Source organism: Zobellia uliginosa (assembly GCF_900156625.1).
Taxonomy (GTDB): domain Bacteria; phylum Bacteroidota; class Bacteroidia; order Flavobacteriales; family Flavobacteriaceae; genus Zobellia; species Zobellia uliginosa.
The window spans coordinates 199,988-224,821 of sequence record NZ_FTOB01000001.1 but is presented as its reverse complement, the minus strand read 5'-3'; the positions used below and the strand labels follow the sequence as shown (position 1 = coordinate 224,821).

General features: G+C 43.8%; 22 protein-coding genes. 16 read left to right on the top strand and 6 right to left on the bottom strand.

Annotation, left to right across the window (positions count from 1 at the left end):
• Positions 1-108: 108 nt before the first annotated feature.
• Positions 109-1,086, top strand: a complete 978-nt coding sequence (locus BW980_RS00915; protein ID WP_076453755.1) for a ThuA domain-containing protein — start codon at positions 109-111, stop codon at positions 1,084-1,086.
• Between the two features lie 104 nt (positions 1,087-1,190).
• Here the strand turns inward: BW980_RS00915 and BW980_RS00910 are convergent, their stop codons facing one another.
• Both BW980_RS00910 and BW980_RS00905 read right to left on the bottom strand, forming a co-directional pair.
• A complete protein-coding gene (locus BW980_RS00910; protein ID WP_076453091.1) occupies positions 1,191-2,156 on the bottom strand; it encodes a succinylglutamate desuccinylase/aspartoacylase family protein in 966 nt (321 codons plus the stop codon).
• Positions 2,157-2,182: 26 nt separating this feature from the next.
• Positions 2,183-3,073, bottom strand: a complete 891-nt coding sequence (locus BW980_RS00905; RefSeq protein WP_076453090.1) for a RimK family alpha-L-glutamate ligase — start codon at positions 3,071-3,073, stop codon at positions 2,183-2,185.
• A gap of 285 nt (positions 3,074-3,358) precedes the next feature.
• Here BW980_RS00905 and BW980_RS00900 point away from each other — a divergent pair, with 285 nt between their 5' ends.
• The 5 genes from BW980_RS00900 (at position 3,359) to BW980_RS00880 (ending at position 7,983) form a co-directional block, all read left to right on the top strand.
• Positions 3,359-4,027, top strand: coding sequence for a succinate dehydrogenase cytochrome b subunit (locus tag BW980_RS00900; RefSeq protein WP_076453089.1), 669 nt, complete (start codon positions 3,359-3,361; stop codon positions 4,025-4,027).
• Positions 4,028-4,029: 2 nt separating this feature from the next.
• Positions 4,030-6,033, top strand: coding sequence for a fumarate reductase/succinate dehydrogenase flavoprotein subunit (locus BW980_RS00895; RefSeq protein ID WP_076453088.1), 2,004 nt, complete (start codon positions 4,030-4,032; stop codon positions 6,031-6,033).
• 6 nt (positions 6,034-6,039) lie between these two features.
• The gene (locus tag BW980_RS00890; protein ID WP_013993184.1) at positions 6,040-6,786 is read left to right on the top strand and encodes a succinate dehydrogenase/fumarate reductase iron-sulfur subunit; all 747 of its coding nucleotides are present in this window, start codon (positions 6,040-6,042) and stop codon (positions 6,784-6,786) included.
• An 89-nt stretch (positions 6,787-6,875) separates the two neighbouring features.
• A complete protein-coding gene (locus BW980_RS00885; RefSeq protein WP_076453087.1) occupies positions 6,876-7,346 on the top strand; it encodes a very short patch repair endonuclease in 471 nt (156 codons plus the stop codon).
• Between the two features lie 91 nt (positions 7,347-7,437).
• The gene (locus BW980_RS00880; protein WP_076453754.1) at positions 7,438-7,983 is read left to right on the top strand and encodes a type 1 glutamine amidotransferase domain-containing protein; all 546 of its coding nucleotides are present in this window, start codon (positions 7,438-7,440) and stop codon (positions 7,981-7,983) included.
• Positions 7,984-8,357: 374 nt separating this feature from the next.
• Here BW980_RS00880 and BW980_RS00875 read toward each other — a convergent pair whose 3' ends face one another.
• Complete coding sequence (locus BW980_RS00875; RefSeq protein ID WP_076453086.1) at positions 8,358-11,246, bottom strand: VPS10 domain-containing protein; 2,889 nt, start codon at positions 11,244-11,246, stop codon at positions 8,358-8,360.
• 380 nt (positions 11,247-11,626) lie between these two features.
• On the opposite strand from BW980_RS00875, the gene BW980_RS00865 reads away from it, so the two are divergent.
• From BW980_RS00865 to aqpZ, 4 genes are all read left to right on the top strand, one after another.
• Positions 11,627-12,919, top strand: coding sequence for an aminopeptidase P family protein (locus BW980_RS00865; RefSeq protein WP_076453753.1), 1,293 nt, complete (start codon positions 11,627-11,629; stop codon positions 12,917-12,919).
• Positions 12,920-12,928: 9 nt separating this feature from the next.
• Complete coding sequence (locus BW980_RS00860; protein WP_076453084.1) at positions 12,929-13,699, top strand: exodeoxyribonuclease III; 771 nt, start codon at positions 12,929-12,931, stop codon at positions 13,697-13,699.
• Between the two features lie 9 nt (positions 13,700-13,708).
• The gene (locus BW980_RS22455; RefSeq protein WP_175609829.1) at positions 13,709-13,876 is read left to right on the top strand and encodes a hypothetical protein; all 168 of its coding nucleotides are present in this window, start codon (positions 13,709-13,711) and stop codon (positions 13,874-13,876) included.
• A gap of 158 nt (positions 13,877-14,034) precedes the next feature.
• Positions 14,035-14,724 (top strand): aquaporin Z, encoded by a 690-nt coding sequence (gene aqpZ / locus BW980_RS00855; protein ID WP_076453083.1) that lies wholly within the window; start codon positions 14,035-14,037, stop codon positions 14,722-14,724.
• A 43-nt stretch (positions 14,725-14,767) separates the two neighbouring features.
• On the opposite strand, the gene brnQ is transcribed toward aqpZ, so the two are convergent.
• Positions 14,768-16,054, bottom strand: coding sequence for a branched-chain amino acid transport system II carrier protein (gene brnQ / locus BW980_RS00850; RefSeq protein ID WP_076453082.1), 1,287 nt, complete (start codon positions 16,052-16,054; stop codon positions 14,768-14,770).
• A 380-nt stretch (positions 16,055-16,434) separates the two neighbouring features.
• On the opposite strand from brnQ, the gene BW980_RS00845 reads away from it, so the two are divergent.
• Positions 16,435-16,653 (top strand): hypothetical protein, encoded by a 219-nt coding sequence (locus BW980_RS00845; protein WP_038236978.1) that lies wholly within the window; start codon positions 16,435-16,437, stop codon positions 16,651-16,653.
• A gap of 204 nt (positions 16,654-16,857) precedes the next feature.
• On the opposite strand, the gene BW980_RS00840 is transcribed toward BW980_RS00845, so the two are convergent.
• Together BW980_RS00840 and thiL are read right to left on the bottom strand one after the other, a co-directional pair.
• On the bottom strand, positions 16,858-17,889 hold the full coding sequence (locus BW980_RS00840) for an alpha/beta fold hydrolase (RefSeq protein WP_076453081.1): 1,032 nt from the start codon (positions 17,887-17,889) through the stop codon (positions 16,858-16,860).
• A 6-nt stretch (positions 17,890-17,895) separates the two neighbouring features.
• Positions 17,896-18,945 carry a thiamine-phosphate kinase gene (gene thiL / locus BW980_RS00835; RefSeq protein WP_076453080.1) on the bottom strand — a complete coding sequence of 350 codons (1,050 nt, stop codon included), beginning with the start codon at positions 18,943-18,945 and terminating at the stop codon, positions 17,896-17,898.
• Positions 18,946-19,287: 342 nt separating this feature from the next.
• On the opposite strand from thiL, the gene BW980_RS00830 reads away from it, so the two are divergent.
• The 5 genes from BW980_RS00830 (at position 19,288) to BW980_RS00810 (ending at position 24,831) form a co-directional block, all read left to right on the top strand.
• Entirely contained in the window at positions 19,288-19,617 is a 330-nt protein-coding gene (locus tag BW980_RS00830; RefSeq protein WP_046287834.1) for a HesB/IscA family protein, read from the top strand.
• Between the two features lie 63 nt (positions 19,618-19,680).
• Positions 19,681-21,126, top strand: coding sequence for a Fe-S cluster assembly protein SufB (gene sufB, locus BW980_RS00825; RefSeq protein WP_076453079.1), 1,446 nt, complete (start codon positions 19,681-19,683; stop codon positions 21,124-21,126).
• Positions 21,127-21,173: 47 nt separating this feature from the next.
• On the top strand, positions 21,174-21,926 hold the full coding sequence (sufC, locus tag BW980_RS00820; RefSeq protein ID WP_076453078.1) for a Fe-S cluster assembly ATPase SufC: 753 nt from the start codon (positions 21,174-21,176) through the stop codon (positions 21,924-21,926).
• Between the two features lie 73 nt (positions 21,927-21,999).
• Positions 22,000-23,316 (top strand): Fe-S cluster assembly protein SufD, encoded by a 1,317-nt coding sequence (gene sufD / locus BW980_RS00815; protein ID WP_076453077.1) that lies wholly within the window; start codon positions 22,000-22,002, stop codon positions 23,314-23,316.
• 300 nt (positions 23,317-23,616) lie between these two features.
• A complete protein-coding gene (locus BW980_RS00810; protein ID WP_076453076.1) occupies positions 23,617-24,831 on the top strand; it encodes an aminotransferase class V-fold PLP-dependent enzyme in 1,215 nt (404 codons plus the stop codon).
• Positions 24,832-24,834 lie beyond the last annotated feature (3 nt).

Here is a 24,834-nt window from a genome sequence, read left to right as displayed (position 1 = left end):
TACTGTTCATTTAAGATTTCAATTTACAACTTTATGGGGCACATACTTTTTCTTTTTTTAATAAACTTAATTGTGATCCCTTATATTTATGCATCCAAAACATATGATATGCGCAATTTTCGAACTCTCGTTTTAGTTTTTTCCATGGTTTTTACCATCAATACCCTTTTTTCACAAACTGCTTCATCCAAAAAAATAAAAACACTTATTGTTGATGGTCAAAACAATCATGATCAATGGCCGAAGATTACTTATATGTTGAAAACGGAAATGGAGAACACCGGTTTGTTTACCGTAGAGGTCGCCCGTTCGGCATATACCTGGAAAGGAGATAACTTTATCGCTGAATTTCCAATAAAAGATTTACCTAAAACCGAGGCAAAGGAAAAGCCCGTGGCCGACCCGAACTATAGTCCCGATTTTTCAAAATACGATGTAGTCATCTGTAATTTTGGATGGAATGCTGCACCATGGCCCGAAAAGACCCAGAAGAAGTTTGAAAAGTATATAAAAAAAGGAGGCGGATTGGTCGTTTTCCATGCTGCGGACAATTCTTTTCCTAAATGGGAAGCCTATAACCAAATGATCGGTTTAGGCGGTTGGGGCGATCGTACCGAAAAAGACGGACCTTATGTGTACTACAATGATGCAGGTGAGCTTATTCGGGATAATAGTCCTGGAAATGCCGGTGCCCATGGTCCGCAAAGCGAATATCAGGTTCAAATAAGAAATGAAGACCATCCGATTACCAAGGGTATGCCCAAAGTGTGGTTGCATACCAAAGATGAGTTGTATAATAGTCTTCGTGGCCCTGCAGAGCGTATGGAGGTTTTGGCAACCGCGTATTCCGATCCAGAAAACAAAGGTACAGGTAGGCACGAACCTGCACTTATGGCCCTAGAGTACGGTAAGGGCCGTATCTTTCATAACATCATGGGTCATGTCGATTATTCGGTTGAATGTGTCGGCTTTTTGACCAGTATGCTTAGAGGAGCCGAATGGGCGGCCACAGGCGCGGTAAGCCAGTCTATTCCTGCCGATTTTCCTACCGCCGAGCAGACCAGTTCACGAAAGTTTACTAAATAGGGTTGCAATACTGGCTGGGCAGACCGCGTTCAGAAGGCTTCTTTAGTCAATGCCATATCTTAGATTGATGTATCTAGGGAAGTCCTATAAAAAAGGATAAATCGTTAAGGTTTTTTGGTTCCTAAATGAAAGAGTGCCTCTCCTTGGTTGACCACGGCCTGATGGTTAATACAGAATACGAGACCGTCAAAAGGTGCCTTGATGGTTTTTGTGTGTTTGGCGTAGGTATCGGAAACAATGCCCAATATCTGTCCTTTATGAACTTCGCTGCCATTCGATATTTTAGGTATGAACATACCTGCGGTTGGGGCCCTGAGCCATTTCCGGCTATCTATACGGGTGGTTTTGCTGCGTTGTACGTAAGGAGGGGTTATGGGCTGTGCCATGCCGAAGTGGCTCATAATATTTAAAATGCCTTGCATTCCTTCGAGAATGGAGTAATCGTCAAGCCGCATGCTCTCCCCGGCTTCATAAACGATAGTGGGTTTTTTCATCAAGAAGGCGGCATTTCTAAAAGAACCTTTTATCAACTTTGATGAGAAGGAAATGGGGGCATTGAAAATTTCGGCCAGTTTTGCACTCTCTTCATCCTTTTCGGTATAGCGTACCTGTGGAAAATTGTGTCTTTGGCTTCCTCCGGTATGTAGGTCGATACCGTAGTCGATTTGGTTAAGGATGGAAGTCATATAATGATAGGCGATACGTCCGGCCATGGAACCCGATTTGGTACCTGGAAAGCTACGGTTGACATCCTTTCCGTCAGGAACATCCCTTGAAAAGTGGATAAAACCAAAAATATTCAATACCGGCACCGCTATAATGGCGCCTGCACTAACATGGAATCGTTTTTCGGCCAACATGCGCCTTACGATTTCAATTCCGTTGATCTCGTCACCGTGTAGTCCAGCCTGGACCAAAAGGGTCGGCCCTGGTTTTTTGGCATTAAAAACATATGCCGGTATATCGATCAAGGTACCGGTAGGCAAACGGTCGATAGGAATTTTCAGCAACTTGGTTTCACCAGGCTTTACGCTTTCACCTCCAATGGTTATGGTTTTATTTTTGTGCATAGGGTACTAGTAACTTTTTATATAGGCTATCGTTTTCTTTTGCGGCAACTACGTTCAACGAACAAAATGATTTCTTTGGCAACGTTTACGCCCGATACCGATTCAATGCCCTGTAATCCGGGAGAGGCGTTCACTTCAAGTAGTAAAGGGCCCTTTTTTGAGCGGATCAGGTCTACCCCTGCCACCCCTAGACCGATGTGTTTGGCGGCATTTAGTGCCATGGCCCGTTCTTTGGAAGAAAGCTTAACCGGTTGCGTGGTGCCACCGCGGTGTAGGTTCGACCGAAAATCATCGAGCTCACAGCTGCGTTTCATGGCGGCAACGATCTTATCGCCTACTACAAAGATGCGAATGTCTTCGCCATTGCTTTCTTTGATGTATTCTTGAACAAGAATATGGGTTTCCATTTTGTAGAAGGTGTCGATGATCGATTTTGCCGATTTTTTGGTTTCGGCGAGTATCACCCCTAAACCTTGGGTGCCTTCCTGTAATTTGATGACTACCGGGGCACCTCCTAAAGCGTCGATCTGTGCCGAAATATTTTCGGGATCGATAGAGAATAAGGTATCGGGTACGGCAATTTTATTATGGGCTACGATTTGAAGGGCCCTTGCCTTGTTTCGCGCCCTAGAAATGCCCAAGGAGTGCGCTGTACTGAAAACACGGTTCATCTCAAATTGTTTGACAACGGCAACCCCATGTCGGGTGACCTTTGTTCCGATACGGGGTATGATGGCATCGAAGGCATCGATGATATTTTCCTGACGAAAGATAATTTGGGGCGGGCGGGCTCCTATTTTTATGGCACATTTGGTATGGTCGACCCATTCGATATGATGACCCAGCTTTTTGGCTTCATCCGCTATTCGCCGGGTTGAATAGACGTTCATACTCATTGATAGTAGGCCAATATCCATAATTAAAAGAGAAGGTTAGTGGTCGTTTGCGACTTGAATATCGGTCAAAAATTGCAATAAGACGAAGGACAAGGAAAAAAATATAGGACGGCTTCTTTTTTTGTGGCTGCCGCCATGGCACGGCCCAATAGTGTTCAGGGGCTGTGCGGGCCTTGATAGGCGGGTGGGGAGGGCTTGCTTAAAACGTTTCTAAATACCTTTACTAAATGCCCAAAAGTTTGTTAAAGCCGAGCTTATGCCCTAATTTTGTGAACAGTCTTTAAACTAACTCCAACTTATTATAAAATGAGCGGATTGACAAAATCTTCGATAGCCCGAAAAGTGGTCATGGCCCTATCGGGTCTTTTTTTGGTCTTTTTTCTTTTGCAACACTTCATTATCAACATTACTTCGGTAATTGCACCCGACACGTTCAACGAGTGGTCTCATTTCATGGGCTACAACGGGTTGGTACAGTACATTCTTCAGCCTGTTTTGATTGCTGGTGTTATAGTGCATTTTGCCATGGGGATTGCACTGGAGATAAAAAACAACAAGGCTAGGGCAATCAAGTACAAACAATACAAGGGCAGTGCCAATGCTTCGTGGATGTCGAGAAACATGATCATCACGGGCTTGGTCGTACTTGCCTTTCTCGGGTTGCACTTGTATGATTTTTGGATACATGAGATAACCTATAAGTATATAGAGGTGAGTCCTGAAGACCCGACCCGATATCTTGAGGAAACGGTACATAAGTTCGAGCCTTTCGCGCGTACTATAATCTATGTTATTTCATTTGTACTCTTGTCATTACATCTATGGCACGGTTTTGCCTCGTCCTTTCAGACCATGGGTGTCAATAACAAGTATTCGGCCGGCATACAGACTTTTACAAAAATATATGCGATAGTTATTCCTTTGGGATTCATATTTATCGCGCTATACCATCATTTTAACCCAATAACACATTAATTATGGGCATATTGGATTCTAAAGTTCCTAAAGGGCCATTGGCCAATAAATGGACCCAGCATAAAAACGACATTAATCTTGTAAACCCCGCCAACAAGCGAAATATTGATATTATCGTTGTTGGTACCGGACTTGCAGGTGGTTCCGCCGCTGCTACTTTAGCGGAATTGGGCTATAATGTAAAAACCTTTTGTTATCAAGATTCCCCACGTAGGGCCCACTCCATTGCAGCTCAAGGAGGAATCAATGCGGCGAAGAACTATCAAGGGGATGGCGATAGTGCCTACAGACTTTTTTATGATACGATAAAGGGGGGCGATTATCGTTCCCGTGAAGCCAACGTTTATCGTTTGGCGGAAGAATCGGCCAACATTATCGACCAATGTGTGGCACAAGGTGTACCCTTCGCCAGGGAATATGGCGGATTGCTCGATAACCGTTCTTTTGGAGGTGTACTCGTTTCGCGTACCTTTTATGCCAAAGGACAAACAGGGCAGCAATTGCTCTTAGGGGCTTATGCCGCAATGAACAGACAGATCAATCGCGGTAAGATCAAAGCGTATAACCGTCATGAAATGATGGATTTGGTGCTTGTCGACGGAAAAGCAAGGGGTATTATTGCCCGTAATTTGGTTACCGGTGAAATTGAGCGTCATTCGGCACATGCCGTTGTTTTGGCCACAGGGGGATATGGAAACGTATTCTTCTTGTCTACCAACGCTATGGGTAGTAACGTGATGGCGGCTTGGAGGGCACACCGTAGGGGGGCCTTTTTCGCTAACCCATGTTTTACACAGATTCACCCAACCTGTATTCCGGTTTCCGGAGATCATCAATCTAAGTTGACCCTGATGTCGGAATCACTTCGTAACGATGGACGGATTTGGGTGCCAAAACGTATCGATGATGCCATTGCCATTCGGGAAGGTCGGTTAAAACCGGTCCAGCTAAAAGAAGAAGATCGTGATTACTACCTAGAACGAAGATATCCCGCATTCGGAAACTTGGTGCCTCGTGATGTGGCATCGCGTGCCGCAAAAGAACGTTGTGATGCCGGTTTCGGAGTAAATAAAACCGGGGAAGCCGTTTATTTGGATTTTGCTTCGGCCATTCAACGTTACGGTAAGGAGGAAGCCCTTACCCACGGTATCAAAAATCCTGATGAAAAAGAAATAACACGCTTGGGTAAAAAAGTCATCGAGGCCAAATACGGAAACCTTTTTCAGATGTACGAAAAAATCGTTGACGAGAATCCGTATGAAACCCCAATGATGATATATCCGGCGGTTCACTATACCATGGGCGGACTATGGGTAGATTACAACCTACAGACCACCATAGAGGGCTGCTACTGTGCGGGCGAGGCGAACTTTAGTGATCACGGGGCCAACCGTTTGGGGGCTTCGGCACTGATGCAGGGGCTTGCCGATGGGTATTTCGTATTGCCATATACTATTGGCGATTATTTGTCGAAAGATATTAGAACCGGTGCCATACCTACCGACTTGCCCGAGTTTGAAGCTTCAGAAGCTGCGGTAAAAGAGCGTTTGCAAAAATTGATGTCGGGTAGTGGACAGCACTCCGTAGATTATTACCACAAGAAATTAGGAAAGATCATGTGGGATAAATGTGGCATGGCAAGAAACGCAAAAGGGCTTCAAGAGGCCATTGTAGAGATTGCCGCCCTAAGGGCCGATTTCTGGGAGAATGTAAAAATACCAGGTAAGGCCGATGGAATGAACCAAGAATTGGAAAAAGCGGGTCGTGTGGCCGATTTCCTAGAACTTGGCGAACTCTTTGCTAAAGATGCACTTACCAGAAACGAGTCTTGTGGGGGGCACTTTAGGGAAGAGTACCAGACCCCTGAAGGTGAAGCACTACGTGACGATGAAAACTTTAAGTTCGTTTCCGCTTGGGAGTACAAAGGCGAGCCTAAAGATGCCGTCTTGCACAAGGAAGAGTTGGTGTACGAAAATATCGAGTTGAAGACAAGAAGTTATAAATAGATAGCTATGAAGCTTAATTTAAAAATATGGCGTCAAAAAGATGCTAAGACCAAAGGTGAATTAGTCGATTATACCTTAAAAGGTATAGAGGGCGATATGTCTTTTCTTGAGATGTTAGACGTGCTCAACGAACAATTGATCAATAAAGGAGAAGAGCCGGTACAATTCGACCATGATTGTCGTGAAGGTATCTGTGGTGCATGTTCATTGCAGATCAATGGTGAGCCCCATGGGCCTGACCGTTTGGTTACCACATGTCAATTGCATATGCGAAAATTCAACGATGGCGATACGATCGTTATTGAACCGTTTCGTGCAACCGCCTTTCCGGTAATTACCGATTTAGTGGTAGATAGAAGCGCTTTTGATAGAATTCAACAGGCAGGTGGCTATATTTCCGTGAACACTTCCGGAAACACCGTAGACGCCAATGCTATTCCTATTAACAAGCACGATGCCGATGAAGCCATGGATGCGGCAACCTGTATTGGTTGTGGTGCTTGTGTGGCGGCTTGTAAGAATGCAAGTGCTATGTTGTTCACCTCGGCCAAGGTATCGCAATTTGCGTTATTGCCCCAAGGACGGGTAGAGGCCGTAGACCGTGTGCAGAATATGGTGCGCCAAATGGATTTGGAAGGTTTCGGAAACTGTACCAATACCGGTGCGTGCGAAGTGGAATGTCCTAAGGGAATTTCCTTGAAGAACATCGCCCGTATGAACCGCGAATATTTAAGCGCGTCCGTAAAAGGATAAAAATACAAGTGCCTATCCGGTACCGTTAAAACAATATAAAATCCCAAACTCCTCTTTATGGAGTTTGGGATTTTTTGTTATTTTAAACCATGCCCAAAGACTATCCTAAAGAACGAATTAAAGTGCCCCGTTTTAACGAAGAATCGGGTTTCTACACTACGGCCAAGCGCTCTAAGATCATGAGCAAGATCAAAGGGAAGAACACCAAGCCCGAACTGGCCTTTCGTAAAGCCTTGTACGCAGCAGGCTACCGCTACCGTGTCGATTATAAGAAACTTATCGGAAAGCCCGACATCGCCTTAAAAAAGTATAAGACGGTCATATTTATTGATGGGGAATATTGGCATGGTTACAATTGGGAAGAACGAAAGCCCAAGGTTAAGACCAACCGTGAGTTTTGGATCGCTAAAATAGAGCGGAACATTCAACGCGACGAAGAGGTCAATGTTGAATTGGAACGGTTGGGGTATAAAGTATTCCGGTTTTGGGAAACGGAAATTAAAAAGGAACTAGATAGATGTCTGGGCGATGTACTTCAGCATTTACGGTCGCTTCAATAGAGCAAGCATCTATTTGTTTTCCGTCAAGCTATCCTGGTGGTTACGCCTAAATTGCGGTATAATGAATTATGAACCATTAAAAATTATACCTATGAAGAGGATAGCCATATTAGCTACAAATGGATTTGAAGAAAGTGAATTAAAATCTCCCAAGGAAGCCATGGAAAAAGAAGGCTTTCAAGTGGATATCGTAAGCTTGGAATCTGGTGAAATAAAAGGATGGGCCGATGGTAATTGGTCCAATTCGTATCAAGTGGATAAGACCATAGACCAAGTGACGGCAGAAGACTACAATGCCTTGATGTTGCCCGGGGGAGTCATTAATCCCGACAAACTGAGAAGGGAAGGGAAAGTGTTGACTTTTGTAAGGGATTTTTTCAAGCAAGAGAAGCCCGTAGCGGCGATTTGTCACGCATCATGGACGCTCATTAGTGCAGAGGTGGTAAAAGGTCGTAAAATGACCAGTTTTCACTCTATAAAAGACGATTTGGTCAATGCCGGTGCCCATTGGGTTGATGAAGAGGTCGTAGTAGACCAAGGTTTTGTAACCAGTAGAAATCCTGACGATTTGCCTGCCTTCAATTCTAAGTTGGTAGAAGAAATCAAGGAAGGGAAGCATGAAGAACAGCATGCCTAATCGATTCTAGGTCGAAGCCTATAGAGAGTACTATAAAGTCCCTGCCCTGTGCAGGGATTTTTTTTGTGGGAATAAAGCATCTAAAGCTTTGATAACGAGGTATTTTGTCGAATAAATTGACCGTTTGTGTTTTTCACAACACGGATGGACGGGTTCACAACAATAATTTAGATAGTTGCTTATACTGGCGTAGATTTACAGTGTAATTAAGTGAGAGTAACGACCCCAAATCAATTCTTGAACTTAACCCCAACAAGTAACGAATCCCAAGTCCGCTACTTAACCTACACAAGCTTAAAAGAAATACCGGTCCCCACCGGAAAAATCAAAACCTACTTAAAAAAAAGCTCCGATTCGGAGCTTTTTTATTTGTGTCATTTGATTTGAAACCTGGCTTCTGCCGTGTTACGGTTGCCTTTGAGCTGTACGGTGTATTTCCCTTTTGGTAGATAGGTCTTTCCGTCTTTTGCTTCCTCAAGTTTGGCTTTGTTTTTCTTAAGGTATGCTTCTAAACCCGTTTTCGAGAAAGCCAAGTCGTAGGAGAGGATATTCAACCCTTTGTCCGCTTGAAGCTCCGTCTCACTGACGAATAAGCCTTCTTCCGTTTTAATAATGGCTTTATACGTATGGGGCTGGGCACTGTAAAAGGTGATATCTAGGCCGGGTGTGTTCGCCTTGGCCCATGCACCGCTTGGGTTACCCCAGTTTTTAAGGTGTTTAATATCTTCCAATTCAAACAGATGTAGGTCTTTCGCTAAGAGTTCGGTCGTCATTTTTTGTAAAGGGGCAATGTCCGCTTTGTAAATGCTTCTGCCGTGGGTGGCCACCAGAAGGTGTTTGGCCGTGGGTTGAATGACTAGATCATGAACGGCTACGTTGGGCATCCCGTTTTGAAAGTTTTCCCAAGAACTTCCTTGGTCAAAGGAAACATAGAGCCCATTGTCCGTACCCACAAACAACAGCTTTTCGTTTTCGGGGTCTTCGATGATTACGTTTACCGGCGCATCTGGAATCCCCCCGGAAATTGAGGTCCAAGTATTTCCATAATCATCACTCTTGAAGACATAAGGTGTAAAATCGTCCCATCGGTAACCGTTTAGTGTGAGGTAGACACGCTCTTTTTTATGCTTGGAGGCTATAACGCGGCTTACCCAAAGATTGGCTTCGTTTTCAATATTCCTAAGATTTTTGAATTGAGGGATATTGATGTTATTCGAAATATTTTCCCAACTGCCCCCTGCATTTTTTGATACGTGAACCAGGCCATCATCACTTCCTGTGTACAGTAATCCAAAGCTAAAGGGAGATTCTGATAGGGCGGTTAGGGTACCGTAGGCCACATTGCCTCCTTTACCGCCACGGGTAAGGTCGGCCGAAATGGCTTCCCAATCGTCACCTTGGTTCATAGAACGATGAAGCTTGTTGCCGCCTAGGTAAAGAATGTCTTGGTTGTGCGGTGAAAGTAAAATTGGGGTTTGCCAATTAAAACGGTAGGGGGCTTCACCCAGCTCATGTTTCGGCTGGATGTAATGGCGTTTGCCCGTACTTTTATCAATACGATAGTAGTTTCCGAATTGGTAACCCGTATATACGATTTGAGGGTTGCGCTTGTCGATTTGGATGTGCATGCCGTCGCCACCCATAAGGGACTTCCAAGGGTAGTCGCCGGTCTGGTGCCATCTTGAATTTTCCTTGGCATTATGTGGTCCTTCCCAAACCCCATTGTCCTGTAGTCCGCCATAGACGTGATATGGCTTTTGGTTGTCAACGTTAATGGCGTAAAATTGTCCTACCGCAGCGGAGTTGTTCTTGATCCAATGGGCTCCGTCGTCATATGAAATATTTACGCCCCCATCGTTGCCATTGATCAAGTGGCCCGGCATTTTGGGGTTTACCCATAGGGCGTGGTGGTCGGCATGAACGTTGTCGCCACTAATGGATATATAGGTTTTTCCGCCATCGTCGGATCGGATAAGGGGTACTCCTCCCAAATATATTTTGTTGGCATCATAGGCAGCTACCCGTATTTCACCAAAATAGTACCCGTAGCTATAAAGCAGGCCATCGATATAGTCTTCATTCTGTTTTTGCCATGTTTTTCCCCCGTTGTCACTTCTGTACACCTCTGCACCGATAACGGGGGTATCAAAAAGGGAGGTGTTGGCGTTTTCCAGATACTTGGTAATGTCTATGGGGGCGACTACACCACTACGTACCATTTGCTTAATGTTTTCGGCTCGGTATTTTTCTTGAAAGCCATTGGTTTTGAGAAAAGCATTGAGTTTTTTGTCATCGAGCTTTACAAAATCGTTTGCCGACATCGATTTGAAATCCTCTTTTGTGAGTCCGTTCGACTTTGATTCGGCCACTTCCGTTTTTTCGCGGTGGTATTGATTGTCGAGTAGGGCGTAGACTGTATTTTCATCATAGACGGCTAAGCCAATACGGCCGACGCCGAAACCGGTCGGGAATCCGCTTCCCTCGTTTGATATTTTGGTCCAAGTGCTTCCTCCGTCAATACTTTTGTACAGGCCTGAGTCGTTACCGCTTCCTAAAAAATCCCATGCTTTACGATCTTTTTCCCATGCGGCCGCAAACAGTATGTTGAAATTGCCCGGTACCTGGGCCAAATCGATGATTCCGGCCGTATCGCTAATAAAAAGGGTTTTCTTCCATGTCTTGCCTCCATCGGTTGTTTTGTAGACGCCCCTTTCGGTATTTGGCGAATACAGATGCCCGGTAACACCGATTAAAACTTCGTCGGGGTTATCATTATTTATAAGGATGCGACCGATATGGTGCGAATCGCTCAGGCCCACGTTTTGCCATGTCTTGCCTTGGTCGGTTGACTTTAAGATGCCGATGCCCGAATAGGAAGATCTTGAGGCGTTATTTTCACCTGTGCCGACCCATAGGGTGCGCGTTTTCCAATGTACGGCAATATCACCGATGTTTTGTGTTGGTGTGCTATCCATTACCGGAATGAAGGAGGTTCCATTGTTGTTCGTATACCACAGTCCGCCACTGGCATAGGCTACGTAAAATTCAATGGGATTGTCGGGGTTGACGTCTACATCTACTACCCGACCGCTCATTATTGAAGGACCAATACTTTTTAGGGGAAGGTTTTTAACCAGGGAACGGTCGGCCATACGTGCCTTCGCCTCCAAGGCTTGAGTCCTGGTTTTTGCTGGGGTGGCCGTAATTTGCGATAGGCCTATTAAAGGACAGATAAAGAGAAGGGAAAGGAAAAACGATTTCATGGACAAGCAGTTTTGTGATAGTTAGGAAAGTTAGCAAAACTCAAATATAAAAATAGGGTCGTTTGCGGTAAATCTGAGGTGTAGATCCGTCAAAACGTTTTATATTGATCAGTTGAGCAATAAATCGTTAAAAAAATGGGATACTGTTGCAGGGGAACTTAAAATTTTGTTAATTTATTGAAAATAAGGAATTGAAACGATAATCAACCTAAGTTTCAAATTCATATGATAGTTTGAGGTTTCGTACAGAAACCGATGGCTTTCAAATAAGTAACATAACCAACTTAAATTAGGGGCCCCAAAGGTTTTAACAAACCTTTGGGGCCTTACCATTTGTGAGTTGTCGTAAATCATTAATTTTGATGAAATTCAAAATAGATATGAAGTACGAGCAAATAAAGAGTAGTCTATTTGTAAAGAATAGGAAAAAATTCATGGCGGAAATGCAAACGAAGAGCATTGCCGTTTTCAACTCTAACGATATATATCCCATTAGTGCCGACAGCACCTTACCTTTCGAGCAGCATAGGGATATCTTTTACCTAAGCGGTGCCGACCAAGAAGAGACTATTTTGGTCTTGTTTCCCGATGCAACGGCAAAAAAACATCGAGAAATACTCTTTGTACGAGAAACCAATGAACATATAGCCATTTGGGAAGGCGAAAAGCTGACCAAGGAGAAGGCGACCGAAGTTTCAGGTATTGAAACCATCTATTGGTTGCAAGATTTTGATAAAGTGTTCTTCGATTTGATGACGGAGGCCGAAACGATTTATTTCAATACCAATGAGCACTATCGTCAGGCCGTTGAGACCCAAACCCGCGAAGATCGGTTTATTATAGATTGTAAACGCAAGTTTCCGGCGCATAAGGTGGCCAAAAGCAATCCTATCTTGCAAAAGATACGGGGGGTAAAAGAACCCGAAGAAATCGAGTTGATGCAAACCGCCTGCGATATTACCGAAAAAGGTTTCCGCCGTGTGCTGGGCTTTACAAAACCCGGGGTCTGGGAGTACGAAATAGAAGCCGAACTGCTGCATGAGTTCATTCGAAACCGTTCAAAAGGTTTTGCGTATTCGCCTATTATTGCATCGGGAAACAATGCGAACGTACTCCACTATGTTGAAAATAACCAACAGTGCAAAAGCGGGGACCTGATTCTAATGGATGTTGCTGCCGAGTACGCCAATTATTCTAGCGACCTTACCCGAACCATACCTGCAAATGGAAAGTTTACCCCACGACAAAAAGAGGTATACGAAGCGGTCCTTCGCGTTAAGAACGAAGCTACCAAAATGCTTGTTCCAGGAACTATATGGGCAGAGTATCACGTGGAATGCGGAAAACTGATGACCTCCGAACTTTTAGGGTTGGGACTATTGGACAAGGCCGATGTTCAGAACGAAAACAAAGATTGGCCTGCCTATAAAAAATACTTTATGCACGGCACTAGTCACCATATCGGATTGAACACCCATGATTATGGCGAACTAAAGGCCCCTATGAAAGCTAATATGGTCTTTACCGTTGAGCCGGGTATCTACATCCCTGAAGAAAAGATGGGTATACGTATCGAAGACGATGTGGTAATCCAAGAGAGTGGCGAACCGTTCAACCTAATGGCCAATATCCCTATTGAAGTCGAGGAAATTGAAGAATTGATGAACCAATAATACCGCATTATGAAATTAGTATCGTGGAATGTTAATGGAATAAGGGCCTCAGTGAAAAAGGGCTTTGAAGAAGTTGTGTCAAGTTTTGATGCAGATGTGTTTTGTGTTCAGGAAACCAAGGCCCAAGATGATCAGGTTAAAGAAGCCTTGGAAGGGATTTCCGATTACGAGTTATTTTGTAACAGTGCCGTAAAAAAAGGCTATTCCGGTACGGCAATCCTTTCCAAGAAAAAACCGCTGACTTTTACCGTGGATATGGGAAAAGAGGAACACGATACCGAAGGGCGTATTACCCATGTAGAGTACGAAGAATTCCATCTGGTCAACGTATATGTGCCCAATAGTGGCAGTGGTCTAAAGCGATTGGATTATAGGTCGGTATGGGACAAGGATTTTACGGCCTATCTCAAAGAATTGTCACAGAGCAAACCCTTGATTATTACGGGGGACTTCAATGTGGCCCATACTGCAAACGATTTGGCCAATCCCAAGTCCAATTACAACAAAACCTCGGGCTTTACACAGGTAGAGATAGATGGTTTTGATGCTATATTAAAAGAGTTGAACTTGGTAGATAGTTTTAGAACCTTGCACCCAACAAACTTTGATAAATATACTTTTTGGAGTATGCGCGGAGGCGCCCGTGGGCGTAACGTTGGTTGGCGTATCGATTATTTTTTGGTCAGTGAATCTATCTGGCCCAAGGTTCAATCAGCCGAAATTCACGATCAGGTAATGGGTAGCGACCATTGCCCGATTAGTCTTGAAATATCATTTTAGGGTAGGGCTATGTTTCTATTGTGGCAAGATGTTTCTGAAATCGAAAAGAAAATCGAAGCGGCCCCGGATAGTGCCTATGAAATAGGTTTGACCATAGGCACCTACCTTCCATTTGTCGTTTTGGTCTTGGTGGCCTACGCCTTTTACTATTTCTCTAGAAAAAGTAGGCAAGACTAAGAAGGGGTGAACCCTTTATGTCAATGATCCATGTTTCTATTGAGAAGGGAGAGGTACATCATTTCACAAAAAAGTAATCTTTAACTTACAAAAATAAACTTAAAATTTTGCTACCTTAGGGTTGTACTTATGTATAACCATTAACTAAACATTTCAAAATGAAGAAATTAGTAGCAGAATTTATCGGTACCCTTTGGTTGGTTCTAGGGGGGTGTGGAAGCGCAGTATTGGCTGCAGGTTTTCCTGAATTGGGAATTGGCTTTGTGGGCGTGGCCCTCGCATTTGGTCTAACGGTGGTGACCATGGCCTATGCCATAGGCCATATTTCGGGCTGCCATTTGAATCCGGCAGTATCGATTGGTCTATGGATCGGTGGGCGTTTCGATATAAAAGATTTGGTGCCTTATATCGTAGCCCAAGTATTGGGTGGTATCGCCGGGGCAGGTATCTTGTATGTTATTGCCTCCGGGCAACCCGGATTTGAACTTGGCGGCTTTGCCGCTAACGGTTATGGCGAACACTCCCCGGGAGGCTATAGTATGATGGCGGCCTTGGTGTGCGAGGTGGTGATGACCTTTATCTTCTTGTTCGTAATTCTTGGTTCTACCTATACACAGGCCCCAAGAGGTTTTGCGGGATTGGCCATCGGCCTTTGTTTGACTTTGATCCATCTTATTAGTATACCGGTTACCAATACTTCGGTAAATCCGGCCCGCAGTACGAGCCAGGCGATATTCGTGGGCGATTGGGCCTTGGGTGAACTGTGGTTGTTTTGGGTGGCCCCGATCGTTGGTGCCGTGCTGGCGGGACTCGTTTACAAAGCGCTTTCCCCAGAGATAGCGGAATAGCTTACTGAAAATAGTTTAAGTGGTGAAGCCGGCAGGGGTAGTTTTAGGTCTGTTCTTTATCGAGCATATTGACCAGTGTAAAAACAGCCCCTGCCGGTAATACCCATCCTAGGCTATAGGTGCTCAAAGGAATGAATCTTTGTACGTACGATAAGGCTTCGGTAAAGCCAATGCTTCCCAAGAAATCGGGAACGCTAAACAGAATGGTGGTAAAAACCACGGCCCGAAATACCTTTTTGGAAGCCAATTTATCTGGTACTATATTTAAAAGAATGAGCACAATAGTAATCGGATAGATGAACATAAGGGCAGGCAGGGCTACCGCAATTATATAGCCCACATTAAATTGGCCCATCACTATTCCTAAAATACAACCTAGTATGGCCGTAGCTAAATATACGGCTTGGGAATCGTGAAAACGATACTTGATAAAATCGGCCGTTCCCGTTACTATACCTACGGCGGTAGTAAAGCAGGCAAGACTGACCAAAATACTTAAAAACCAATTGGCCGTTCCGCCCAAGGTTTTGGTGCTGATTCCGCCCAATAAGGCGGTACGTGAAATATCGGCACTAAATTCACCGTGCATAAGTGCCCCGGTAACAATGAGTCCGGCATAAATTAGAAAGAGGCTTAAGCCTGCCAACCAGCCTGAGCGCCTGATGAGCACTTTCTTTTCTTCATAGGAGGCCTCTTTTTTTCTTAGGTTGATCGAAATGATGATCACGCCGCCCACTACTACCGCACCTATGGCGTCAAAAGTCTGATAGCCCTCAAGAATACCTTCTGAAAACGGATTTTGAAATACGGTTTCACCAAATGCAAAATCATAGGATAAAATGGCCGTACCTATAATAAGGAACAAAATAAGGATAATGGCCGGCGTTAAAAGCTTCCCGAGAATATTCAGAATTTTTGAGCGATTGATAACGAATACGAATACTAGGGAGAAATAGACAATACTGGTGAGTAGGGGAGGTGTGTTGAAAAAAGGTTCGATTGCCATTTCATGGGTAACCGCTGCCGTTCGAGGTGAGGGCAGACTAATGGAGATGGCGTAAATCAACAACGAATAGACAAGGCTAAAGGTGGGGGACACTTTCTTGCCAAAATCGAATATGGTGCCCTGAAGCTTGGCGTGTGCCATGATGCCCATAATGGGAATGAGTACGGCCGAGGCACAAAAACCCAAGGCAACGAGCCACCACAGATCGCCCGATTGGTTTCCTAGCAAGGGAGGTAGTATGAGATTGCCCGCCCCAAAGAATAAAGAGAATAGGGCAAATGCGGTTACCAGAACCTCTTTGGTTTCCTTTTTTATAAGATCCATCGCGCGAAAATATTAAGGTGCCTCATGGCTAACTATCCATTGCTTGCTTGGCACTTCATCGAAAAAAGGGTGGTTGTTCATCGAAATTGACGAATGGAAGTCCTTAAATCGTGATGTGGGTTTTTTAGTGAAAAAATCGTGGAAAGATACCGTAAATTCACTTGATAACAAATGATGGCTACACCCATTTTAGTGCTCCGTTTATCGAAAAAAATGTATTTCATCGAAAAAATCGTGCAATGATAGCATAGCATCCAATAAAAAAAGATAGGTGCGCGTTGATGTAATAAAGTAATTGGAAACACTTTTAATATTAGACCCAAATTTTTGCAGTAAGCGGTTTCCCAAAAACCGATGATGCGTTTTAAAACCTACAAATCATGAAGAAGTTTTTTTGCAGTTTATTCGGGCATCATTACACGGTGTCTAAGAAAGTAACCCTACACATTAAAGAGTATAAATGTATCCATTGTGGCAAGCAAGTAACAACGGATGTAAGTGGTAATCTCTCGACGCTTACCCCAGAACTGCAAGACATCAATAAAACTTTAGAAAATATATTTCAGAAAAGACATAGGGCAGCAGAGCATGCCGCTTAACTATGCTTTGGCACCGAAATCCTGAGCTTTAAAAGGTATCGGGATTTTAAACTTATTTCCGGAAATTTAGGAAACAGCCTCGTTCTCCACTGTCGTTCGCCCCACAACAGTACAAGTTAGGTATGTCCTTTATTTTCGGGAATTTTTTGTTTTTATATTGTACGGAATCTGTTTGTATTTTATTGTTAGTCAGAATATTACGCATTATTTCTTTTCCATTCTTCCTAAAATCTTATCGCATATTAGGTCCATTTTTGCTTCTGGTAGGTCGTGGCCCATATTCGCAATCCAAAGACTATCGGCATTTGGTATGATCGAAGCCATTTTTTTGCCGTGGGCCATAGGTATGACGGGATCTTGTTCGCCATGGACGACCAGTACCGGAATCTTCAGTTGTGATAAGGGCGTGTATCTCGATTCGGAGCCTTCAATAGCTTTTTGGTGTTGCCTGCCCGCGATAAAATGGTATCCGCTGCGCTTCTTTATGGTGTACAAGGCCGCTTCGGCAAGCTCTCGGCTGGCGATATCGCCGGTAGCTTCACCCATTAGAATCTTCTTGTGAACGAACTGTAGTTTTATTTGGCTTTTCTTGCCTCCGAAAATACCGTATTTCAGTACGGCACTGATCATTTTGGGCAGCACTTCGGCAGATGGGGTGGGTAGTGAGTTGTCGAAGAGATCGGCCGATGACATTATGGAAGTCAAAGTTTCAAACTGTCCTTCATTTTGAATAGTGGCCACCTGTGCGATCATACCTCCCATGGAAACCCCTAAAATATGGGCCTTTTCTATATGCAGACTGTCAAGAATGGCGATAGGGTCGTGGGCCATGTCGGTAAGGGAGTAGTGCTTGTCCGTTTTTTTTAGGCGTTCGGTCAGTCCTGTTCCCCTGTGGTCGTAACGGATTACCTCATAACCGGCATCGTTAAATTTCGAGATAAAGTCTGAAGGCCAGCTCAATGCGTCATTGGCCGCCCCCATGACCAAGATAATGCTCCCCTTCTTGGTGGTTTGGGGAGGAATTCTTTCGTACCACACTTTCCATCCGTTCGAAATCGCGTAACCGGTATGGCCCTTAACCATTTCGGGCACGGGTTGGTGCATGACTTCCTTGATCATACTTTCCGTCTCATCCGATAGTTTAGGTACCGATGCGCAAGCATAAAAGAAAAGTGGAACCAGGGTGAAAACAGAAAACCGTAGTCCCCATTTTACAGTGCTTTTATGCCTTTTCATAAAGGTTTAATCGTTTGATTTGAACGAATTCCAGCCTTGGGCGGTCAATTCTATTTTGGTATTGGCCCTTGTAACCAGGTGTGCTCCCTCACTGGCTTCGGTCATATGTCCGATTACGGTCAGGTTGGGATTTCCTTTAATTTTGTCAAAATCGTTTTGGGCAATGGTAAATAAGAGTTCATAGTCTTCGCCTCCGCTGAGGGCGACCATGGTGCTATCTATGTTAAATTCTTCACATGTGGTTATTACCGTTGGGTCTAATGGAATTTTCTCTTCAAACAGATTGCATCCGACCTTACTGTTTTTACAGAGGTGGAGAATTTCCGAAGAAAGTCCGTCACTTATATCTATCATGGCCGTCGGTAGCACATCGAGTTGCTTCAATAGTTCGGCGATATCTTTTCGCGCTTCCGGTTTAAGCTGACGTTCTACAATGTATGAATAGGGCGAAAGGTCAGGTTGGTTGTTCGGATTCACTTTAAAGACCTCTTTTTCCCGCTCTAAAACCTGCAGTCCCATATAGGCCGCTCCCAAATCGCCACTCACTACAAGAAGATCGTTTGGTTTTGCGCCGCTACGGTATGTGATTTCCTCTTCTTTAGCCTCGCCTATGGCCGTAATGCTGATAAGCATGCCCGAAGTTGAGGTGGTCGTATCACCTCCGATGAGGTCTACATTGTATACTTTGGAGGCAAGGGCGATACCCGCATAGAGTTCTTCTAGGGCCTCTAACGGAAAACGGTTGGAAACGGCTAAGGAGACCGTAATTTGGGTCGCCTTGGCATTCATGGCGTATACGTCGGAAAGGTTAACCATTACCGCTTTATAGCCCAAGTGTTTTAGGGGCATGTAACTCAGGTCGAAATGTACGCCTTCAATTAAAAAGTCGGTGGTCAATACCGTCTGCTGCTTATGGTCAAAGACCGCGGCATCGTCGCCAATCCCTTTTAAGGTCGAGTTGTGTTTTATTTCGAAATTTTTGGTCAAATGGTCAATGAGTCCGAACTCACCCAATTTTTCCAAAGATGTACGTTGTGGATTTTTATCTTCTAACATTTTGCAAAAGTAAGAATGAAAATCTTCATAGACCTAATTTTAAGGCAATAGCGTGCAATAAATATCTTTCTGGGCACAGTCTGGTAGAATCGTTATGCTTTATTGTAAAGCAAAAACGGTTTTGGGCTATGGTAGTTTCGAAAATACTTCAATAATCTTGTTTATTATAGAATATAATAAGTGTATTGGTAGTGGGAAGCCTGTCTTTTGCTTAATGTGCAAATTTTGAGGCAACTATAGAAAATGCTTATGTAGATATGCGTTATAATAATGTTAGTTCTTATGGTAAAACCCTACTAATACCGTATATTTGTGAACTATTTAGATTAAATCCAAATGCTTATGATTCAAGTATCTGAGACAGCGAAAAAGAAAGTGATCGACTTGATGACCGAAGGAGGTTTTGATGCCTCTAAGGACTTTGTTCGCGTAGGCGTCAAGAGCGGGGGCTGCAGTGGCCTATCGTATGAACTCGATTTCGACAAGGAAATGGGGGAGACCGACAAGGTTTTTGAAGATAACGAAGTACGTATTATCGTTGATAAAAAGAGTTTTCTCTATTTAGTGGGCACCACTTTGGAATATTCGGGCGGACTCAACGGAAAAGGCTTTGTCTTCAACAATCCGAACGCACAACGTACTTGCGGCTGTGGTGAGAGTTTTTCGTTATAGGGCGAAAAGCAAAAAAACGAAATATTTATGCAATTACTCCGGGTAATTGGTTAACAGGAAAAGATGGCATATACAGAAGAAGAACTAAAAAAAGAACTTGAAACCAAGGAGTACGAGTACGGTTTCTATACGGATATCGATTCCGATACCTTTCCGAAAGGATTGAGTGAAGAGATCGTTATCGCCATTTCAAAAAAGAAGGAAGAGCCCGAATGGATGACGCTTTGGCGCTTGGAAGCTTTTAAACACTGGAAAGAAATGGTGGAGCCCGAATGGGCGAACGTCAATTATACGAAACCCGACTTTCAGGCGATATCATACTATTCGGCCCCGAATAAAAAGCCCAAATACGATAGTTTGGACGAGGTGGATCCCGAATTGTTGGACACCTTTAAAAAGTTAGGGATTTCGGTCGACGAACAAAAGAAACTGGCGGGTGTTGCGGTGGATATCGTTATGGACTCCGTTTCAGTGGCCACTACCTTTAAAAAGACCTTGGCCGAAAAGGGGATAATTTTCTGTTCCATATCGGAGGCAATCAAAGAGCACTCCGAGCTGGTCAAAAAATATATTGGTTCGGTAGTCCCTCAGAAAGATAATTTTTACGCCGCCTTGAACTCGGCCGTATTTTCAGATGGTTCTTTCTGTTATATTCCAAAAGGCGTACGTTGCCCTATGGAACTATCTACCTATTTTAGGATCAACCAAGCGGGTACGGGCCAGTTCGAAAGAACCTTGGTCATAGCCGATGAAGGAAGTTATGTGAGTTATCTAGAAGGCTGTACGGCACCGTCAAGGGATGAAAATCAATTGCATGCCGCGGTCGTAGAGCTTATTGCACTAGATGACGCCGAGATAAAATACTCAACGGTACAAAATTGGTTCCCCGGGAATAAGGAAGGAAATGGGGGCGTTTATAACTTTGTGACCAAAAGGGGGCTATGCGAGAAAAACGCTAAGATTTCTTGGACACAGGTGGAAACCGGTTCCGCGGTTACCTGGAAATATCCTTCTTGTATATTGAAAGGCGATAACTCCATTGGGGAATTCTACTCCATTGCCGTTACCAATAATTATCAGCAAGCCGATACCGGTACCAAAATGATACACTTGGGTAAAAATACCCGTAGTACCATTATTTCCAAAGGTATATCGGCCGGAAAATCACAGAACAGTTATAGGGGACTTGTACAAGTGAACAGCCGTGCCGAGAATGCGCGAAACTTTTCACAATGCGACTCGCTCTTAATGGGCAACGAATGTGGGGCCCATACCTTTCCCTATATCGAGGTGAAGAATAAGACGGCCCAAATAGAGCACGAGGCGACCACTAGTAAAATTGGTGAAGACCAGATTTTCTATTGTAACCAAAGGGGAATCAACACCGAAAAGGCCATAGCCTTGATCGTAAACGGGTTCAGTAAGGAAGTATTGAACAAGTTGCCTATGGAGTTTGCCGTAGAGGCCCAAAAATTGTTGGAAATTAGTTTAGAAGGCTCGGTAGGTTAATCTTGCCAAATGCAGTTTATATTTGAATAATAAATAAGATTCGTAAAATGCTTAAAATAGAAAATTTACACGCCCGTGTAGAGGACAAAGAAATATTAAAGGGGATCAATCTTGAGGTGAAAGCCGGTGAGGTTCATGCCATAATGGGGCCTAACGGTTCCGGAAAAAGTACCTTGGCATCTGTTATTGCGGGTAAAGAGGAATTTGAGGTAACCGAAGGCAGCGTGCAGTTGGAAGGTGAGGATTTGGAAGAAACTTCTCCTGAAGAACGCGCCCATAAGGGGGTTTTCCTTTCTTTTCAGTATCCTGTTGAGATTCCAGGGGTTTCCGTTACCAACTTTATGAAAACCGCCATAAACGAATCTAGAAAGGCCAAAGGTCTTGCCGATATGCCCGCTAACGAGATGTTGAAGATGATCCGCGAAAAATCGGAGCTTTTGGAAATTGACCGTAAGTTCTTGTCGCGCTCATTGAACGAAGGTTTTTCCGGAGGGGAAAAGAAAAGAAACGAGATATTTCAAATGGCTATGCTAGAGCCTAAATTGGCCATCTTGGATGAGACCGATTCAGGCTTGGATATCGATGCCCTTCGCATTGTAGCCAATGGGGTGAACAAGCTAAAGAGTAAAGACAATGCGGTAATAGTGATTACGCACTACCAGCGTTTGTTAGATTATATCGTTCCCGATTTTGTCCACGTATTGCACAATGGTAAAATTGTTAAGTCCGGAGGAAAGGAATTGGCATTGGAACTAGAAGAAAAAGGGTACGATTGGTTAAAGCAAGAGGCCGCGGTTTAAAATAGTACGGAAGTACCTAGTAAAGAGGACAAGGGACTTTATACTTTGTGCTTGTTGCTAAATATTAGAAAATATGGATTTAAAAGACAAATTGATATCATCTTTTATGGCCTTCGAAAACAACGTAGATATCGAGCACCCCGTGCACGACGTTCGAACCGAGGCCATGAAGAATTTTGAACGCAAAGGCTTCCCCAGCAAAAAGGAGGAGGCATGGAAGTACACTTCCTTGAACAGTCTTCAAAAGATAGATTTCAGCATTTTTCCACGAGAAGAAAATACCCTTGAGTATAAAAACGTTAAAAAGTACTTTTTACACGAAGTCGATTCGTATAAAATTGTCTTTGTAGACGGTATTTACAGCTCTTATCTTTCCGAGACAACCCATGATGGGGTAGATATCTGCCTGATGAGCGCAGCGCTTACCAAGCCCATGTACAGGCCCGTTATCGATGTGTATTTCAATAAGGTAGCCTCTAAAGACGAATCGCTTACAAGTTTGAACACGGCCTTCAGTAGGGAAGGGGCGTATATATACATCCCAAAAAACAAAATGCCTAAGAAGCCTATCGAAATTATTCATTTCGCCACAGGTAACGAGGCTTCCCTTTTGTTACAGCCTAGAAACTTGGTCATTGCTGAAGAAAACGCCGAAGTTCAAATTATAGAGCGTCACCAGAGTTTGACTTCCAACGAAGTTTTGACGAATTCGGTTACCGAGATCTTTGCGGCCAAAAGCGCCATTGTCGATTATTATAAAATCCAGAACGATGCACCTTCGGCTTCCTTGATAGATAATACCTATATCGATCAAAAAGACAAGAGCGTGGTAAAGGTGCACACCTTTTCTTTTGGGGGCAAATTGACCCGTAATAACCTCAATTTCTATCAGAATGGCGAGTATATCGATTCTACCATGAAAGGGGTTACCATTTTGGGGGACAAGCAGCACGTTGACCATCATACCCTAGTACACCATATAGAGCCCAATTGCGAAAGTCACCAAGATTATAAAGGTATTTACGGGGATAATTCCACAGGGGTTTTTAACGGTAAGATCATCGTAGATAAGATTGCACAGAAAACCAATGCCTTTCAACAGAACAATAATATTTTGGTAAGCGACAAGGCAACGATCAATACCAAGCCACAGTTGGAGATTTTTGCCGACGATGTAAAGTGCTCCCACGGTTGTACCATAGGGCAGTTGGATGAAGACGCTTTGTTCTACTTGCAATCCCGTGGTATTCCTAAGAAAGAAGCGCGAGCCTTGTTAATGTATGCCTTTGCCAATAATGTCTTGGAGAGTGTACGCATCCCTGAGCTTAAAACGCGGATCAATAAATTGATAGCTAAAAAGTTAGGGGTTAACCTTGGTTTTGATCTGTAAAAGGTTCTACGTCTTTTTTTAGTAAGATATTATAATTACGGAAATTATTTAACGGCACTTTAGGAGTGCCGTTCTTTTTTGGATTTTTTTAGTGCTGATGCAACACGATTCTATTTGTCAACATGGGGATACGGAATACAAGGATAATGCTTCTGTAAAGCAGTCTGGTCTTAAAAACGATATTAGCCGGTTAAAAGTTGGCGGGGCTTGAGGTTTTAAGCAGTCAAAACACAAATAGAATTCTTCTTATACCCGATTTGTTTTTACGATCGGGTATCTTTGTATCTAAGAAGATCGACTATGTTAGATATAAATAAAATAAGAGAGGATTTCCCCATTCTGAAAAGAGAAGTGAACGGGAAGCCCTTGGTATACTTAGACAATGCCGCTACATCACAAACGCCTCAACAGGTTATAGATGTTATAGTAGATTACTACCATAATTACAATGCCAACATACATCGGGGGGTACATGCGCTTTCGCAAGAAGCAACTGATAAGTATGAAATAGCACGGCAGAAAATCCAGAAGCATTTCAATGCGAAAAATTCGTACGAGATTATATTTACCTCAGGTACAACGCACAGTATTAATATCGTTGCCAACGGGTTTACCACCTTATTGAAAAAAGGTGATGAGATACTGGTGTCGGCGATGGAGCACCATTCTAATATCGTGCCTTGGCAAATGTTGGCAGAAAGAACGGGTGCTGTTTTAAGGGTAATCCCGATGAATATGGAGGGTGAGTTGTTGATGGAGGTATATGATGAATTGCTTTCCGATAAGACCAAACTGGTATTCTGTAACCATATTTCGAACGCATTGGGTACCATTAACCCTATCAAGGAAATTATAGATAAGGCACATGTGGTCGGCGCTGCTGTTTTAATTGATGGGGCACAAGCGGCTCCCCATATTAAAGCGGATATGCAACAGCTAGATGTCGATTTTTACGCGGCTTCGGCCCACAAAATGTGCGGACCTACCGGTGTAGGTATGCTCTACGGAAAGGAAGAATGGCTGAATAAGTTACCGCCCTATCAAGGAGGTGGAGAGATGATTGCCGAAGTAACCTTCGAAAAAACGACCTATGCCGATCTGCCACATAAGTTTGAGGCCGGAACGCCGAATATTTGTGGAGGCATCGCCTTTGGTGTCGCTCTTGATTATATGAACCATATCGGTTTTGATGCTATTGCCGAATACGAACACGGCCTGCTTGAATATGCTACCCAAGAACTTCTGAAGATAGAGGGACTTAGAATTTACGGAACGGCCAAAAACAAAACGTCGGTGATATCCTTTAATATTGAAGGGCTACATCCCTATGACATCGGCTCTATTTTAGATAAGCTGGGGGTTGCCGTACGTACGGGCCACCATTGTGCCCAGCCTATAATGGATTTCTTCGGGATTCCCGGTACGGTAAGGGCGAGCTTTTGTTTCTACAATACCAAGGATGAGGTAGATACCTTGGTCGAGGCTGTAGCACGCGCAAAAGCAATGTTGGAATAGCTT

Bases quoted from the DNA above. Each gene is read 5' to 3' on its own strand.
- BW980_RS00840 (WP_076453081.1), bottom strand. From the start codon at position 17,889: ATGAAAAGGCATAAAAGCACTGTAAAATGGGGACTACGGTTTTCTGTT.
- brnQ (WP_076453082.1), bottom strand. From the start codon at position 16,054: ATGGATCTTATAAAAAAGGAAACCAAAGAGGTTCTGGTAACCGCATTT.
- aqpZ (WP_076453083.1), top strand. From the start codon at position 14,035: ATGAAGAAATTAGTAGCAGAATTTATCGGTACCCTTTGGTTGGTTCTA.
- BW980_RS22455 (WP_175609829.1), top strand. From the start codon at position 13,709: ATGTTTCTATTGTGGCAAGATGTTTCTGAAATCGAAAAGAAAATCGAA.
- thiL (WP_076453080.1), bottom strand. From the start codon at position 18,945: ATGTTAGAAGATAAAAATCCACAACGTACATCTTTGGAAAAATTGGGT.
- BW980_RS00895 (WP_076453088.1), top strand. From the start codon at position 4,030: ATGGGCATATTGGATTCTAAAGTTCCTAAAGGGCCATTGGCCAATAAA.
- BW980_RS00865 (WP_076453753.1), top strand. From the start codon at position 11,627: ATGAAGTACGAGCAAATAAAGAGTAGTCTATTTGTAAAGAATAGGAAA.
- BW980_RS00885 (WP_076453087.1), top strand. From the start codon at position 6,876: ATGCCCAAAGACTATCCTAAAGAACGAATTAAAGTGCCCCGTTTTAAC.
- sufB (WP_076453079.1), top strand. From the start codon at position 19,681: ATGGCATATACAGAAGAAGAACTAAAAAAAGAACTTGAAACCAAGGAG.
- BW980_RS00900 (WP_076453089.1), top strand. From the start codon at position 3,359: ATGAGCGGATTGACAAAATCTTCGATAGCCCGAAAAGTGGTCATGGCC.
- sufD (WP_076453077.1), top strand. From the start codon at position 22,000: ATGGATTTAAAAGACAAATTGATATCATCTTTTATGGCCTTCGAAAAC.
- BW980_RS00860 (WP_076453084.1), top strand. From the start codon at position 12,929: ATGAAATTAGTATCGTGGAATGTTAATGGAATAAGGGCCTCAGTGAAA.
- BW980_RS00915 (WP_076453755.1), top strand. From the start codon at position 109: ATGCGCAATTTTCGAACTCTCGTTTTAGTTTTTTCCATGGTTTTTACC.
- sufC (WP_076453078.1), top strand. From the start codon at position 21,174: ATGCTTAAAATAGAAAATTTACACGCCCGTGTAGAGGACAAAGAAATA.
- BW980_RS00880 (WP_076453754.1), top strand. From the start codon at position 7,438: ATGAAGAGGATAGCCATATTAGCTACAAATGGATTTGAAGAAAGTGAA.
- BW980_RS00890 (WP_013993184.1), top strand. From the start codon at position 6,040: ATGAAGCTTAATTTAAAAATATGGCGTCAAAAAGATGCTAAGACCAAA.
- BW980_RS00830 (WP_046287834.1), top strand. From the start codon at position 19,288: ATGATTCAAGTATCTGAGACAGCGAAAAAGAAAGTGATCGACTTGATG.
- BW980_RS00810 (WP_076453076.1), top strand. From the start codon at position 23,617: ATGTTAGATATAAATAAAATAAGAGAGGATTTCCCCATTCTGAAAAGA.
- BW980_RS00845 (WP_038236978.1), top strand. From the start codon at position 16,435: ATGAAGAAGTTTTTTTGCAGTTTATTCGGGCATCATTACACGGTGTCT.
- BW980_RS00905 (WP_076453090.1), bottom strand. From the start codon at position 3,073: ATGGATATTGGCCTACTATCAATGAGTATGAACGTCTATTCAACCCGG.
- BW980_RS00910 (WP_076453091.1), bottom strand. From the start codon at position 2,156: ATGCACAAAAATAAAACCATAACCATTGGAGGTGAAAGCGTAAAGCCT.
- BW980_RS00875 (WP_076453086.1), bottom strand. From the start codon at position 11,246: ATGAAATCGTTTTTCCTTTCCCTTCTCTTTATCTGTCCTTTAATAGGC.